We start from the raw sequence: 13,388 nt of genomic DNA, 5'->3' as shown, positions 1-13,388 counted from the left end.
TAGGGAAAGTCGATGCGGCAGAAGCTTCCGACGGCCATCCCGACCGAGATCGAGCCGTCGCGCGGCCCCGAGCCGAACTGGGACAGCCCCGCCCCTTCGGCCTTTTTCGCGGGATCGAGCGTGAAGACGATGCCTTCCCCGGCCCGGCGCGGCTTGGGGGTCGCGCGCCAGATCCGGGTCGTGCCCGGCTGCCCCAGGACGCGCCGCGCGAAATCGCCCGCGGCGCACCAGTATTCGGTGTCGTCCCGCCGCACCTCATGGGCGACCGCGATCTCGGCGGGGCCGACCTGCGCGGCCCTCATGCCATTCTGGGCCGTGAAGGCGGCTGCCGACACCGGCAGCATGAACGGAACAAGGAACATCAGTCGCATCGCCGACTCCTGCAGGCCAAGGGATTTCCGATCCTCCATCCCCGAAGGTGGGGCATGGGAACCTCCGCGGCAAGCACCCGTGGTGCTGGGAAAGGCAGGTCTTTCCGCGCTGTCACGCAAGGGCGGTTCCCGATGCGGCACCGCCTTCTGCCGAACCGCCGCTCGCGGCCGTGCTGTCGGGCATCCGCCGCCTTAGCCCGGCAGGGCTGCAGGGCGCGCATGCGGCTTCGGTCGGGCTTGCGGGATGCGGCGGGGGGCCATACCCAGCGGCGTCATTCCATGATGAGGCATGCCGTGCCCCCTGCCGCCTTCCCGTCCCATTCCCGCCTGCGCGCCCTCGGCCCCACCGCCGCCGCCGTCCCGGTGAGAGAGGCGCTGCGGGCGGGCCTCGGCGCGACTCTCGGGCTTGCGGCGACGGCCGCCTGCGCGCTGGCCTTCTCGCCCGACCTGTGGATGGCGATCTACCTGATCGCGCCCTTCGGGGCCTCGTCGGTGCTGCTGTTCGCCGCGCCGAACAGCCCGCTGGCGCAGCCCTGGCCCGCCATCGTCGGCAATACCGTCGCGGCGTTGACGGCCATCCTCGTCTGCCGCCTCGTGTCCGACCCGCGGCTGTGCATCCCCTTGGCGGTGGGGCTGGCGATCGTGGTCATGGCGCTTTGCCGGGCAACCCATCCGCCGGGGGGCGCGGTCGCCATGACCGTGGCGCTGGGGGCCGAGCGGATCGCGCCGCTGGGACTGGGCTTCGCGCTGCTGCCCGTGGCCGCGGGCACAACGATCCTTGTCGTGGTCGCGGCCCTTTACGCCCGCGCCACGGGACGCCGCTATCCCCTGCGCCAGTTCCATGAACCCAACCCGAACGGCACCACCGATCCTCCCGCCGTCGAGCGGCTGGGCCTGACCGAGGAGGAACTGTCGGACATCCTCGTCCGCTATCGCCAGTCGCTGAACCTGGGCGTCGAGGATCTGGCCCGGCTGGTCGCTGCCGCCGAGATCCAGGCGGCCTCGCATCGCACCGACGTGCAGACGGCCGCCGACATCATGTCGCGCGACCTTGTGACTGTTGGCCCCCGGACGCCTTTGCGCGAGGTGGCGGAACTGTTCACGCGCCACGGCTTCACCTCGCTGCCGGTGGTGGGCGAGGATGGCCGCTTTCTCGGCATCATCTTCCAGTTGCACCTGATCGCCAGCGACTGGGCGCTTGCGGACAGCGGGTTCAGGAAGCTGCTGCCGCGCCGCGGCGCGGCCGGTTGCGCCGCCGACGTGATGCAGGTCGCGCCCCCCATCGCGCGGCCGGATGCGCCGATTGCCGCGCTGCTGCCGCATCTGGCCACCCACCGGACTGACGCCGTGCCGATCCTTCAAGGCAACGAAATCGTCGGCATCGTCACCCAGACCGACCTGATCGCGGCGCTGGCGCGTCAAAGCCTGCGCGCCGGACCGGCCCCGGCCTGATCAGGACCCCACCGCGACCGAAACCGGGATGCCCCGCGGCAGCGAGATCCCGACCATCGAGCCTTGCTTCGCCTCCTCGATCACGGGCGAGGGGTCTGATCCGTCCGCCATGCCGCAGCGGATGGTCATGTCGGCACGGGTGGCGATGAGGGGATCGTCCTCAAGGACCAGCGCCACCTCGACCGAGATCGAGCCGATCCGGGCCCCGCGCCGATGGGCGACATGGCGCAGGTCGTTGCAGAAGCAGCCGCCGATCGCCAGCGCCAGCAGTTGCGCGCCGTTGAAGCCGAGGCCAAGGCCGCCCGCCTTCCCCTCGGGCCGATCCACCACGAGCGTGTGGCTGCCCGCCCAGCCGAGCGCGGCCTCGGTCCCCGCGACATTCGCCAGACTGACCGTGACGGTGGGCATGGAAGCTTCTCGCGCCTGACCTTGCAGGCCCGAGACTAGCACGACGCAAGGGCGCTGTCTGCCGTGCATCCGGCGCAACGAAAAACCCCCGTGGCTTGGACCACGGGGGTTTTCTTGAACCATCCGGTTCGCTGCGCCTGACAGCGCGCCGTCGCAAAGCCCTTACAGCGCGCCTTCGCGCTGGGCCTTTTTACGGGCCAGCTTGCGGGCGCGGCGGACGGCCTCGGCCTTTTCACGGGCCTTTTTCACCGACGGCTTCTCGAAATGCTGCTTCAGCTTCATTTCGCGGAAGACCCCTTCGCGCTGAAGTTTCTTCTTCAGGGCACGAAGCGCCTGTTCGACGTTGTTGTCGCGAACGCTCACCTGCATGTGGTTGTCACCACCTTCCTAGGTTAGAGTTGATGTGATTGCAGGACGCAGCCCCTTAGCGCAGCCTGCCCGCGATGTCCACCCTGACGGAGGTTTTTCCGATGCAACACGACCGCGACCGGCTGCTGGAGGCCGCGCTGACGCATGTGCCCTTCGACGGGATGAACGACCGCGCCCTCATGGCGGGCGCCCGCGACCTGGGGATGTCGCCCGAACTGGCGCGCGTCCATTTCCCGCAAGGCGGCGCGGGGTTGGCCGCCGCCTATCACCGCAAAGGGGACGCGGAACTGGCACGGCTGCTGGCGGCTTCGCCCTCGGTGGGGCGCTTCCGCGACCGCGTGGCCGACGCGATCTGGCGGCGGCTGCAGCTTTCTGACCCCGAACTGGTGCGCGCGGGCGCGACAGTGATGGCGCTGCCGCAGAACGCGGCCCTCGGCGCGCGGCTGATGTGGGAAACGGCGGACACGATCTGGACGGGCTTGGGCGACAGGTCCGAGGACGTGAACTGGTGGACCAAGCGGGCGACCCTCGCCTCCGTCTGGGGGGCCGTGGTGCTCTATTGGCTGGGCGACCATTCAGATGGGCGGGCGGACACCCGCGCCTTCATCGACCGCCGCATCGGCGACGTGATGCAGATCGAGAAGCTCAAGGCGAACGTCCGCAGGCTGCCCGGCGTCGGCGCCCTGGCCGACCTGAGTACCGGCTGGATCAGGAAGCCCCGCCCCCGGCCCGCGCCCGGCCACGGGGGGCAGGCGTGATGTCGGTGCCGCACGAGATGCAGGTCGTCGAGATCACCCGCCCCGGCGAGGCCGATGTCCTGCAACCCGCCCGCCGCCCCGTGCCCGCCCCCGGCGCGGGCCAGATCCTGATCCGCGTGGCCTGGGCCGGTGTGAACCGCCCCGACGTGCTGCAGCGGCAGGGGAATTATGCGCCCCCGCCCGGTGCCTCGGACCTGCCGGGGCTGGAATGCGCGGGCCATGTCGCGGCGGTGGGCGCGGGCGTGACCCGCTGGCAGGTGGGCGATGCCGTCTGCGCGCTGCTGCCGGGAGGGGGCTACGCGGAATACGCCCTGACGCCCGCCGAGCACGCCCTGCCGGTCCCCGAGGGCCTCAGCCTCGCCGAGGCAGCCTGCCTACCCGAGACCTGCTTCACCGTCTGGTCCAACGTCGTCATGCGCGGCGGGCTGCAAGCGGGAGAGCGGTTCCTTGTCCACGGCGGATCGTCCGGCATCGGCACGACCGCGATCCAGATTGCCGGCGCCTTGGGCGCGCGGGTCTGGGCCACCGCCGGGACGGACGAGAAATGCGCCGCCTGCGCCCGGCTCGGCGCCCATGCGATCAACTACCGCGAACAGGATTTTGTCGAGGTGCTGCGGGCCGAGGGCGGAGCCGACCTGATCCTCGACATGGTGGGCGGCGACTATGTCGCGCGCAACATCAGGGCCATGGCTGACGATGGGCGGCTGGTCTTCATCGCCTTTCTCGGCGGGTCCAAGATCACGCTGAACCTTGCCCCGGTGATGATGCGGCGGCTGACCATCACGGGGTCCACCCTGCGCCCGCAGTCCGATCTGGCAAAGGCGCGGATCGCCGAGGAACTGCGCGTCCATGTCTGGCCGATGATCGCGGCAGGCAAGCTGCGCCCGGTGATGGAGGCCGAGTTTCCCTTGGATCAGGCCGCCGCCGCCCATGCCCACATGGAAGCGGGGGATCACATCGGCAAGATCGTGCTGCGGGTGGGGGAGTAAGGCCCCTTCCTTCACCGCCGCTTCCTTTCCCGCAACGATGCCCCGGCGTCGCTGCCGGAGCCTCCGGCGGGGATATTTGAGGCCGAAAGACGCACGGGAAAAGCGCACACACCCCTCGCCGGCGCTCGTCCGCGAGGGGTGTGGCGTCTCTCGGCGCGGTCATCGGCGTCCCCGCCTGTACCGCTCGACCTGCATTGCAGGGGAAAGTTGATAAAGGGTTAGCACGCGTCTTTCGGCTGGAAATATCCTGCGGGGGTGAATGGGGCTTTGCCCCATTCCCGGGGTGGAAAACCCCCGCTACGACGTCTCAACCCGGCGCCTCGACCAGCATCCGGGACCGGCAGTCCCGCCGCACATCGGCGGCGCAGTCGCGCGGTTCCAGGTCGCGGGTCAGGCAAATGCGGACCTCGTCCAGCCTTCCATCGTCGCAGGTCACGGTGATGCCGTCGCGGGTCAAGGCGGGATTCACGTCGATGAAGGCATCCTCGATCACCGGGGCTTCAAGCCGGACATCGCGGGGCAGCATCCGCAACACCGGCGGGATCTCGACCGCCTCGGCCGCCCGGCGGATCGCGCGGTAGTAGTCCGGTCCCGACAGCCCGGAACAGCGGCCATGCTTCTGCCACTGGTACCAGGCCATGTCCGCCGAGGGCATCACGTCCTCCATCGCCCGGCTGTCCCGATGAGACGGATCGGCTTTCGCGGTCCCGCACCAGTCCGGCCAGCCGCGCTCGTACTGCGGCCAGAGGCCATGGACGACGAAGCCCACCCGCCGCTTCGGCTCGCATTGCGGCTCGTCGCGGCCTGCGCCTTCGGTGGCGCACCAGCTTGGCGACCAACTGAGCGCAAGGACGTAGTAGTCGAACTCGCCCGCGACATCCTGCGCGGCAAGCGGCAGGGGCATCAGCAGGGCGGCAAGGAGAAGGCGCTTCATGCCTCTGAAGCTAGGCCCGGCGCGTTCCACGAGAAAGGGGGTTCAAACGGCGCGGCTGCGGACGTATATGGGACGGCAATTCCCCCCGAAATTGTGGACTGGCCCCGCGGCCGACCCGGTTTCCCGGCCGAGAGAGATATTGCGAAGGAGCAACCCATGAACAAGCCGCTGATGGCCAAGGCGACCGCCGTCTGGCTGGTCGACAACACCACGCTCAGCTTCAAGCAGATCGCGGATTTCTGCGGGATGCACGAGCTTGAGGTGCAGGGGATCGCCGATGGCGACGTGGCGGCGGGGGTCAAGGGCTTCGATCCCGTCGGCTCGAACCAGCTTGACCCGGCCGAGATCGACAAGGGCCAGAAGGACCCGGCCTACAAGCTGAAGCTCAAGCACAACCCCGCCGCCGAGGGCGAGGAACTGCGCCGCGGCCCGCGCTATACGCCCTTGTCCAAACGCCAGGACCGTCCGGCGGCGATCCTGTGGCTGGTCAAGTTCCACCCGGAACTGGCCGATTCGCAGATCGCCAAGCTGGTGGGCACGACCAAGCCGACCATCACCTCGATCCGTGAGCGGACGCATTGGAACATCCAGAACATCACGCCCATCGACCCGGTGGCGCTGGGTCTGTGCCGCCAGTCGGAACTGGATGCCGTTGTCCAGAAGGCCGCGAAGTCCAAGCCCGAGGTCATGTCGGATGACGAGCGCCGCAAGCTGGTGTCCACCGAAGCGAGCCTGTCGATGCTGGACGAGCCGCGCCTGCCCTCGTCCATCGCGGGGCTGGAAAACTTCTCGCTGACCCGCGAGGAGGAGAAGCCCGAAGCCGATCTCGATGCCGAGAGCTTCTTCAACCTGCCGGAAGGCGATGACGAGGAGGAGGGCGAGGACCGCTGAGCGGCCTTGCCTCAATCCTTCCGCGCCAGCGCGACGAGGTCATAGACGAGGTCCAGCGCCTGGCGCGGGCTGAGGCTGTCGGGCCGGACCGCCTGCAGCCGCTTTTCGGCGGCTGATTCCCTTGCGGCCGATGCGGGCGCGGGGGGCGCCGAGCGGAACAGCGGCAGGTCGTCGATCAGCGCGGCCGGGCGCGCGGCGCCGTCGCGGGCGCCCGCTTCCAGCGCGTCGAGGATGTCCCGCGCACGCTCCACCACCGCCGGGGGAAGCCCGGCCAGCCGGGCGACCTGCACGCCATAGCTGCGGTCGGCGGCGCCCTTGCGGACCTCGTGCAGGAAGATCACCTCGCCGTTCCATTCTCGGACGGCGACGGTGGCGTTCTCGACGCCCTCCAGCTTGGCGGCCAACTGGGTCATCTCGTGGTAGTGGGTCGCGAACAGCGCCCGGCAGCGGTTCGTCCCGTGCAGATGCTCCAGCACCGCCCAGGCGATGGAGAGGCCGTCCCAGGTGGCGGTGCCGCGGCCGATCTCATCGAGGATCACCAGCGCAGCCGGATCGGCCTGGTTCAGGATCGCGGCGGTTTCGACCATCTCGACCATGAAGGTGGACCGCCCGCGCGCGAGGTCGTCCGCCGCACCCACCCGGCTGAACAGTTGCGACACCAGCCCGATATGCGCGCGGGCTGCGGGCACGAAGGCACCCGCCTGCGCCAGCACCGCCATCAGCGCGTTCTGCCGCAGGAAGGTCGATTTCCCCGCCATGTTCGGCCCGGTCAGCAGCCAGATGGCCGGGGTCTGCCCTTCCGTCAGCGCGCAGTCATTGGCGACGAAAGGCTCTCCCTTCCGCTTCAGCGCGCGTTCCACGACCGGATGGCGGCCGCCCTCGATCATGAAGGCCCGGCTGTCGTCCACGAGCGGGCGCGTCCAGCCCTCTCCGGTTGCGAGGTCCGCGAAACCGGCGGCCACGTCGATCTCGGCCAGAGCCCGCGCCGCCTGTCCGATGCGGGGCGACTCATCCAGCACGGCCCGCAGCAGCCGGTCGAAGATCGCGCGCTCCAGTTCCAGCGCGCGGTCGCGGGCGTTCAGGATGCGGGTTTCCAGTTCAGAAAGCGCGACCGTGGTGAAGCGGATCTGGTTCGCCGTCGTCTGGCGGTGGATGAAGCGTTCGTTCAGGGGCGGGGCGAGCATCCGCTCGGCATGGGTCGCGGTCGTCTCGATGAAATAGCCCAGCACGTTGTTGTGCTTGATCTTCAGGCTCTGGACGCCGGTTTCCGCGATATAGTCGCCCTGCATCCGGGCGATCACGCCCCGACCTTCGTCCCGCAGCGCCCGCGTGTCGTCCAGTTCGGCGTCGTAGCCTGCTGCCACGAAGCCGCCGTCGCGGGCGAGCAGCGGGGGTTCCGCCACCAGCGCCTCGTCCAGCAGGTCGATCAGCGCGTCATGGCCGACCAGATCGGTGGCAGCCCCGGCCAGCAGCGGGTCGTCGCCGCCGATCATCGCGGCAATCCGCACCGCCGCCGCCAGCCCGTTCCGCACGGCGGCAAGATCGCGCGGCCCGCCCCGTTCCAGCGCCAGCCGCGACAGCGCCCGGTCCATGTCGGGCACCCGCGCCAAGGCATCGCGCAGGTCGGCAGTCAGGCGCGCGTCCTCGACCAGCGCCGCGACGGCCGCCTGCCTGCGTTGGATCAGCGACAGGTCGCGGGAGGGCGCCGAGATGCGGCGTTCCAGCAGCCGCGCGCCGGGGGCGGTCACGGTGCGGTCGATGGCCGCCAGCAGCGAGCCCTCGCGCCCGCCCGATAGCGCTTGCGTCAGTTCCAGGTTGCGCCGGGTGGCGGCGTCGATCTGCATGACGCCTGCGCCGCTTTCCCGCACCGGGGGCGACAGGCGCGGCATCCGCCCCCGCTGGGTCAGCATCAGGTAATCCGCGATGGCCCCCATCGCGGACAGCTCGGCGCGGGTGAACTGGCCGAAGCCGTCCAGTGTCTCGACCCCGTAAAGCTCGCAGAGGCGGCGGACAGCGGCGGTGGAATCGAAGCTGGCCGCGGAAAGCTCGGTCAGCGCGGCGCCGGCCTCATGCGCCACGTCGTCCAGCCGCGACCCGTCCAGCGCCAGCAACTCGCGCGGCGCGTGGCGGGCGAGTTCCGGCCCCAGCCGCACCTGCGGGCAGGGGGCGACCCGCAGCGCGCCCGTGGAAATGTCCACCCAGGCCAGCGCGCAGTCGTCGCGCACCGTGGCGAAGGCGGCGAGGAAATTGTGCCGCCGGGCCTCCAGCAGCGATTCCTCGGTCAGCGTGCCGGGCGTCACCAGCCGCACCACGTCGCGGGCGACGACCGATTTCGAGCCGCGCTTCCGGGCCTCGGCCGGGTCCTCCATCTGCTCGGCAATGGCGACCCGGAACCCCTTGCGGATCAACGTCAGCAGGTAGCTTTCGGCGGAATGGACCGGGACGCCGCACATGGGGATCGGCTCGCCCATGTGGGTGCCGCGCTTGGTCAGGGCAATGTCGAGGGCAGCGGCGGCAGCCACCGCGTCCTCGAAGAACATCTCGTAGAAATCGCCCATCCGGTAGAACAGCAGCGCGCCGGGGTTGGCCTCGCGGATCGCAAGATACTGGGCCATCATCGGGGTCGGCTGGTCGGTCATGGTCGGGCCTCGGGTCGGAGCCCCGCCGTTCTAGTGGGGCAAGGACGGCTTTGGAACCGCCTGCCGGATTCCATTGGACAGACGCGGAGCCTGCTGGCAGCGTCAGGGAGAACGGGAAAGGGGAGGTTCCCATGAAACTGATCGCAGCCTTGGCTCTGGCCGCAGGCCCCGCTCTGGCCGACTGTCCGCCGCCCGTCCAGATGCAGGAGGCCGCCCAAGCCTGGCTTTCGGGCGAGCGCCTGCCCGATCCGGGCGTCGCCACCGTCGAGGACGCCGCCTGCGCCTATGCCCCCTTCCGCGCGGCGCTCGAGGCCGAGATGGGCGCGCCCGTCGGCTGGAAGGTGGGCTTCACCTCGAAGCCCGCGCAGGAACGTTTCGGCGTGACCGCCCCGGTCGCGGGCGCGCTGTTCGCGCCGATGATCCTTCAGGACGGGGCCGAGGTCTCGCTGACCGGCAGCCGCTCGCCCTTCTACGAGGCCGACCTGATCGTGACGGTGCGCGATGCCGCGATCAACGACGCCACCACGCGGGAACAGGTCGCAGCCAGCCTGTCCGATGTGCGGCCCTTTATCGAGCTGCCCGACATGGCGCTGGCCGAGGGCGTGAAACCCACCGGACCGATCATGGCCTCCTACGGCGTGATCCCGTGGCGGGGCGTCATCGGGCAGGGCGTGGCGATGGCCGACCTGTCCGACCCGGTGGCCGACCTCGCCGCGCTGACCGTCACGCTGCAGGCCGAGGGCGCCGAGCCGGTCACGGGCACAGGCGAGATGCTGCTGGGCCATCCGCTGGACGTGGTGCTGTGGCTGATCGGCCATGGCGACGTGACGTTGGAACCGGGGCAGATGATCTCGCTGGGCTCGCTGAGCCCCTTGGTCGAGGCGAAGCCGGGGCTGGCGGTGACGGCCGAATACCTGATCGGCGGCAGGCCGATGCGCGTGGCGGCAAGGCTGGTGCAATAGCCGTTGAACCGGCAAACGGTGACGGCTAGCGTCGCCGGGCAGGGACGGCCCTGCCCCTAGGGAAGCGCATCCGGGACGGCCCGGCGTGAAAGCGAGGTCGTCCGATGGCATGGGCGCAACTGTTCGTGGCCGGCATCCTGGAAGTCATCTGGGCCTATGCGATGAAGCAGTCGGACGGCTTCTCGCGGCTGTCCTACACCGTCATCACCTTTGCCGGCATGATCGCCAGCTTCTGGCTGCTGGCGCTGGCGATGCGGCTGCTGCCGCTGGGCACCGCCTATGCCGTCTGGACGGGGATCGGGGCGGCCGGGGCATTTGTCCTCGGCATCGCTCTGCTGGGCGAAAGCGCCTCTCCCGGCCGGCTGATCGCCGCGGCGATGATCGTGGGGGGCATCGTCCTGATGCGGGTCGCGCCCTAAAGCACGCGCTGCAGGAACTCGCGCGTTCTCGGGTCGGTGGGGGTGGTGAAGATGCGTCCGGGCGGGCCTTCCTCGACGATGAGGCCGCCGTCCATGAAGACCACGCGGTCGGCGATCTCGCGGGCGAACTGCATCTCGTGCGTCACGACCACCATGGTCTGCCCGGCCTCGGCCACGCGGCGCATCAGCGCCAGCACCTCGCCCACCCATTCCGGGTCGAGCGCGCTGGTCGGCTCGTCCAGCAGCATCAGGTCGGCGTCCAGCGCCATCGCCCGCGCGATCCCGATCCGCTGCTGCTGGCCGCCCGACAGGTTGGCGGGCCAGGTATCCGCCCGGTCGGCCAAGCCGATGTCGTCAAGGATCGCCATGGCGCGGGCATCCGCCTGCGCCTTTGGCATCCCCTGCACGACCACCAGCCCCTCGGCGATGTTCTGCCGCGCGGTCTTGTTGGCGAACAGCGCGTAGTTCTGGAACACGAACGAGGTCCGCCGCCGCATCGCCAGCACTTGGGCGCGCGAGGCGGTCGCCGCATCCACCGACAGATCGCCCACCTGCACCGTCCCGGCCTGCGCCCGTTCGAGGAAGTTCCAGCAGCGCAGCAGCGTGGATTTGCCCGTCCCGGAAGGCCCGATCACCGCCACGCATTCCCCCGGTTCGACGCACAGGTCGATGCCGCGCAGCACGACATTCTCGCCGAAGCGCTTGGTCAGGCCCGTCAGGCTCGCCCCGCAGCGCCCGCTCATGCCGTGCGCCTTCTGGCGTTGCGGCGTTCGAGCCAGCCCTGCACCCGCGCCAAGGCCTCGACCATCACCCAGTAGAGGCAGGCGACCACGAGGAAGGATTCCAGATAGCGGAAGCTGCCCGCGGCTTCCTTCTGCGCCGCGCCCATCATCTCGGTCACGCCAAGGGTGAAGGCCAGCGAGGTCGATTTCAGGATGTCCACGAAATAGTTGACCATCGTCGGCGCAAAGACGCGGGCGGCCTGCGGCAGGATGATCCGCCGCATGGTCTGCCCTTCGGTCATGCCCACCGCCCGCGCGGCCTCCCACTGGTCGCGGGGGACGCCGGTGATCGCGCCGCGCAGGGATTCGGCCATGTAGGCGGCGAAATGCAGGGTCAGGCCCAGGATCGCCGCCGTCACCCCGTCGATGCGGACAAAGGCCGGGATCGCCTGCGGCAGGCCGTAGTAGAACAGGAACAGTTGCACCAGCAGCGGCGTGCCGCGGAAGAAGCTGATGAAGACCCCCGCCAGCTGATGGGCGACCGGCACCCGCAGCACCCGGATCACCGCCATGACCGCCGCCAGCGCCAGCGCCGCCAGCATCGCGGCCACAGCCATGCCGATTGTCAGCGGCACATAGCGCAGGATCACCGGGACCAGCCCCGCCATGTAGCCCAGGTCGAGCAACGGGCTACTCGGCAGCAGGCTTGGTGACGTCGATGTCGAGCCACTTCTCGCTGATCGCGCTCAGCGTGCCGTCTTCGCCCATCACCTCAAGCGCCGCGTCCACCCGGTCGCGCATGGCGCGGCCTGCCTCGTCGTTGCGGAAGGGCAGGGCGTTCCTGATCTCGCTGAAGGGCGGTCCGGCAAGCTGCAGCGGCAGCCCGCTTTCCTTGATGAGCTGCGCCGAGCTTACCCGGTCCATCACGAAGGCATCCACCCGGCCCAGCGCCGTTTCCTGCGCCACGTTGCCCTCGTAGGTGCGGATGGTGATCTGATCGGCCTCGGGATGCTCACGCAGGATCTGTTCGTAGTTCGTGCCGAGGTCCACGGCGACCGTCTTGCCCGCAAGGCTGTCGATCCCCGTCACCTCGTCGTTGCCGCGCTGGGTCACGACCTGCGCGCCGTCATAGACATAGGGGCGCGAGAACAGGAACCGTTCCTCGCGTTCGGGGGTGATGGTGATCTGGTTGGCGATGGTGTCGATGCGGCCCGATTCCATTGCCCCGATCAGGCCGGCGAAGCCCATGGTGACGAACTCGACCTGGTCGCCGGTGCGCTTGCCGACCTCGTTCATCACGTCGACCTCGAAGCCCTGCAACTGCCCCCCTTGCGTGAAGGTGAAGGGGAAATAGCCGCCCGACATGCCCACCCGGATCGTCTCGGCGGCAGCCGCGCCGGACATCAGGGCAAGGGCGAGGGCGGCGGAGAGCATCCTGTTCATGGGAAAAGCCTTTCTGCTGGCGCGGCTTCTGGCAACGATGCCGCGACCGCCCGCGTTCCACTGGCGCGTTGCGCCGACTGTGCCTTGTCGGCCATTCTGGAGCAACAGGAATGGGGGAAGAGGGATCATGACCGACAGCAACCAGCCGCACCGTTCGCGGATCACGCCGGAAGAGGCGCTGGCCTATCACCTGGAACCCAGTCCGGGAAAGCTGGAAATCGTGCCCTCGACCCCCATGGCGACCCAGCGCGACCTGAGCCTCGCCTATTCCCCCGGCGTGGCGGTTCCGGTCGAGGCGATCGCCGCGCATCCCGAGACCGCCTATGACTATACCACCAAGGGCAACCTCGTCGCAGTGATCTCGAACGGGACGGCGATCCTGGGGCTGGGGAACCTCGGCGCGCTGGCCTCGAAGCCGGTGATGGAAGGCAAGGCGGTGCTGTTCAAGCGCTTCGCCGACGTGAACGCCATCGACATCGAACTGGACACCGAAGACCCCGAGGAGATCATCCGCGCGGTCAGCCTGATGGGGCCGAGCTTCGGCGGCATCAACCTGGAGGACATCAAGGCGCCTGAGTGCTTCATCATCGAAAGCCGCCTGAAGGAGATGATGGACATCCCCGTCTTCCACGACGACCAGCACGGCACGGCGGTGATCTGCGCGGCGGGGCTGCTGAACGCGCTGGAACTGTCGGGCAAGCGCATCGAGGACGTGAAGATCGTCCTGAACGGCGCCGGCGCGGCCGGGATCGCCTGCCTTGAACTGCTGAAGGCCATGGGCGCGCGGCACGAGAACTGCATCATGGCCGACACCAAGGGCGTCATTTACCAAGGCCGCACCGAGGGCATGAACCAGTGGAAATCGGCCCATGCGGTGGCGACCGAGGCCCGCACGCTGGCGGATGCCATGGTGGGTTGCGACGTGTTCCTGGGCGTCAGCGCCAAGGGCGCGGTCACGCAGGCGATGGTGAAATCCATGGCCCCGAACCCGGTGATCTTCGCCATGGCCAACCCCGACCCCGAGATCACGC

15 protein-coding genes are annotated in these 13,388 nt (G+C 69.3%); 7 read left to right on the top strand and 8 right to left on the bottom strand.

Annotated features, from left to right (window positions below; all coding sequences use genetic code 11):
• Positions 1–371, bottom strand: a 371-nt coding sequence (locus Q4F04_RS09980; RefSeq protein WP_303369680.1) for a hypothetical protein, incomplete at its 3' end; no start/stop codon positions are given.
• A gap of 279 nt (positions 372–650) precedes the next feature.
• Between Q4F04_RS09980 and Q4F04_RS09975 the strand changes: the two genes are divergently transcribed.
• Positions 651–1,823: an HPP family protein gene (locus Q4F04_RS09975; RefSeq protein ID WP_303369679.1), complete on the top strand. Its 1,173-nt coding sequence runs from the start codon at positions 651–653 to the stop codon at positions 1,821–1,823.
• On the opposite strand, the gene Q4F04_RS09970 is transcribed toward Q4F04_RS09975, so the two are convergent.
• Entirely contained in the window at positions 1,824–2,231 is a 408-nt protein-coding gene (locus Q4F04_RS09970; RefSeq protein ID WP_303369678.1) for an OsmC family protein, read from the bottom strand.
• 162 nt (positions 2,232–2,393) lie between these two features.
• Complete coding sequence (gene rpsU / locus Q4F04_RS09965; RefSeq protein WP_011748553.1) at positions 2,394–2,600, bottom strand: 30S ribosomal protein S21; 207 nt, start codon at positions 2,598–2,600, stop codon at positions 2,394–2,396.
• A 101-nt stretch (positions 2,601–2,701) separates the two neighbouring features.
• On the opposite strand from rpsU, the gene Q4F04_RS09960 reads away from it, so the two are divergent.
• Positions 2,702–3,358 carry a COQ9 family protein gene (locus Q4F04_RS09960; RefSeq protein ID WP_303369677.1) on the top strand — a complete coding sequence of 219 codons (657 nt, stop codon included), beginning with the start codon at positions 2,702–2,704 and terminating at the stop codon, positions 3,356–3,358.
• On the top strand, positions 3,358–4,347 hold the full coding sequence (locus tag Q4F04_RS09955; RefSeq protein WP_303369676.1) for an NAD(P)H-quinone oxidoreductase: 990 nt from the start codon (positions 3,358–3,360) through the stop codon (positions 4,345–4,347). Before Q4F04_RS09960 ends, Q4F04_RS09955 begins: the two co-directional genes overlap by 1 nt.
• Positions 4,348–4,654: 307 nt before the next feature.
• Here the strand turns inward: Q4F04_RS09955 and Q4F04_RS09950 are convergent, their stop codons facing one another.
• On the bottom strand, positions 4,655–5,281 hold the full coding sequence (locus tag Q4F04_RS09950; protein WP_303369675.1) for a ribonuclease T2: 627 nt from the start codon (positions 5,279–5,281) through the stop codon (positions 4,655–4,657).
• Between the two features lie 156 nt (positions 5,282–5,437).
• On the opposite strand from Q4F04_RS09950, the gene Q4F04_RS09945 reads away from it, so the two are divergent.
• On the top strand, positions 5,438–6,172 hold the full coding sequence (locus Q4F04_RS09945) for a DUF1013 domain-containing protein (protein ID WP_303369674.1): 735 nt from the start codon (positions 5,438–5,440) through the stop codon (positions 6,170–6,172).
• Positions 6,173–6,183: 11 nt separating this feature from the next.
• Here Q4F04_RS09945 and mutS read toward each other — a convergent pair whose 3' ends face one another.
• The gene (gene mutS, locus Q4F04_RS09940; RefSeq protein ID WP_303369673.1) at positions 6,184–8,811 is read right to left on the bottom strand and encodes a DNA mismatch repair protein MutS; all 2,628 of its coding nucleotides are present in this window, start codon (positions 8,809–8,811) and stop codon (positions 6,184–6,186) included.
• Positions 8,812–8,942: 131 nt separating this feature from the next.
• Here mutS and Q4F04_RS09935 point away from each other — a divergent pair, with 131 nt between their 5' ends.
• Both Q4F04_RS09935 and Q4F04_RS09930 read left to right on the top strand, forming a co-directional pair.
• Positions 8,943–9,773, top strand: a complete 831-nt coding sequence (locus Q4F04_RS09935; RefSeq protein ID WP_303369672.1) for a 2-keto-4-pentenoate hydratase — start codon at positions 8,943–8,945, stop codon at positions 9,771–9,773.
• A gap of 104 nt (positions 9,774–9,877) precedes the next feature.
• A complete protein-coding gene (locus Q4F04_RS09930; protein WP_303369671.1) occupies positions 9,878–10,192 on the top strand; it encodes a multidrug efflux SMR transporter in 315 nt (104 codons plus the stop codon).
• Here Q4F04_RS09930 and Q4F04_RS09925 read toward each other — a convergent pair.
• Genes Q4F04_RS09925 through Q4F04_RS09915 form a run of 3 tightly spaced genes read right to left on the bottom strand, consistent with a single transcriptional unit; the run spans position 10,189 to position 12,357 of the window.
• On the bottom strand, positions 10,189–10,935 hold the full coding sequence (locus Q4F04_RS09925; protein ID WP_303369670.1) for an amino acid ABC transporter ATP-binding protein: 747 nt from the start codon (positions 10,933–10,935) through the stop codon (positions 10,189–10,191). The two genes, Q4F04_RS09930 and Q4F04_RS09925, sit on opposite strands and share 4 nt — an antisense overlap.
• Positions 10,932–11,582 carry an amino acid ABC transporter permease gene (locus tag Q4F04_RS09920; protein ID WP_303369689.1) on the bottom strand — a complete coding sequence of 217 codons (651 nt, stop codon included), beginning with the start codon at positions 11,580–11,582 and terminating at the stop codon, positions 10,932–10,934. The genes Q4F04_RS09925 and Q4F04_RS09920 overlap by 4 nt, the downstream gene beginning before the upstream one ends.
• Before the next feature lie 22 nt (positions 11,583–11,604).
• Positions 11,605–12,357 carry an amino acid ABC transporter substrate-binding protein gene (locus tag Q4F04_RS09915; protein WP_303369669.1) on the bottom strand — a complete coding sequence of 251 codons (753 nt, stop codon included), beginning with the start codon at positions 12,355–12,357 and terminating at the stop codon, positions 11,605–11,607.
• A 127-nt stretch (positions 12,358–12,484) separates the two neighbouring features.
• On the opposite strand from Q4F04_RS09915, the gene Q4F04_RS09910 reads away from it, so the two are divergent.
• Positions 12,485–13,388: malic enzyme-like NAD(P)-binding protein (locus Q4F04_RS09910; RefSeq protein ID WP_303369668.1), on the top strand; the 904-nt coding region annotated here is incomplete at its 3' end.

The sequence above is a fragment of the Paracoccus sp. (in: a-proteobacteria) genome, from assembly GCF_030536915.1.
GTDB lineage: Bacteria > Pseudomonadota > Alphaproteobacteria > Rhodobacterales > Rhodobacteraceae > Paracoccus.
The sequence above is the reverse complement of the archived record's forward strand: the minus strand, read 5'-3'. Positions and strand labels throughout refer to the sequence as shown.

Bases quoted from the DNA above. Each gene is read 5' to 3' on its own strand.
- Q4F04_RS09975 (WP_303369679.1), top strand. From the start codon at position 651: ATGATGAGGCATGCCGTGCCCCCTGCCGCCTTCCCGTCCCATTCCCGC.
- Q4F04_RS09970 (WP_303369678.1), bottom strand. From the start codon at position 2,231: ATGCCCACCGTCACGGTCAGTCTGGCGAATGTCGCGGGGACCGAGGCC.
- rpsU (WP_011748553.1), bottom strand. From the start codon at position 2,600: ATGCAGGTGAGCGTTCGCGACAACAACGTCGAACAGGCGCTTCGTGCC.
- Q4F04_RS09960 (WP_303369677.1), top strand. From the start codon at position 2,702: ATGCAACACGACCGCGACCGGCTGCTGGAGGCCGCGCTGACGCATGTG.
- Q4F04_RS09955 (WP_303369676.1), top strand. From the start codon at position 3,358: ATGTCGGTGCCGCACGAGATGCAGGTCGTCGAGATCACCCGCCCCGGC.
- Q4F04_RS09950 (WP_303369675.1), bottom strand. From the start codon at position 5,281: ATGAAGCGCCTTCTCCTTGCCGCCCTGCTGATGCCCCTGCCGCTTGCC.
- Q4F04_RS09945 (WP_303369674.1), top strand. From the start codon at position 5,438: ATGAACAAGCCGCTGATGGCCAAGGCGACCGCCGTCTGGCTGGTCGAC.
- mutS (WP_303369673.1), bottom strand. From the start codon at position 8,811: ATGACCGACCAGCCGACCCCGATGATGGCCCAGTATCTTGCGATCCGC.
- Q4F04_RS09935 (WP_303369672.1), top strand. From the start codon at position 8,943: ATGAAACTGATCGCAGCCTTGGCTCTGGCCGCAGGCCCCGCTCTGGCC.
- Q4F04_RS09930 (WP_303369671.1), top strand. From the start codon at position 9,878: ATGGCATGGGCGCAACTGTTCGTGGCCGGCATCCTGGAAGTCATCTGG.
- Q4F04_RS09925 (WP_303369670.1), bottom strand. From the start codon at position 10,935: ATGAGCGGGCGCTGCGGGGCGAGCCTGACGGGCCTGACCAAGCGCTTC.
- Q4F04_RS09920 (WP_303369689.1), bottom strand. From the start codon at position 11,582: ATGGCGGGGCTGGTCCCGGTGATCCTGCGCTATGTGCCGCTGACAATC.
- Q4F04_RS09915 (WP_303369669.1), bottom strand. From the start codon at position 12,357: ATGAACAGGATGCTCTCCGCCGCCCTCGCCCTTGCCCTGATGTCCGGC.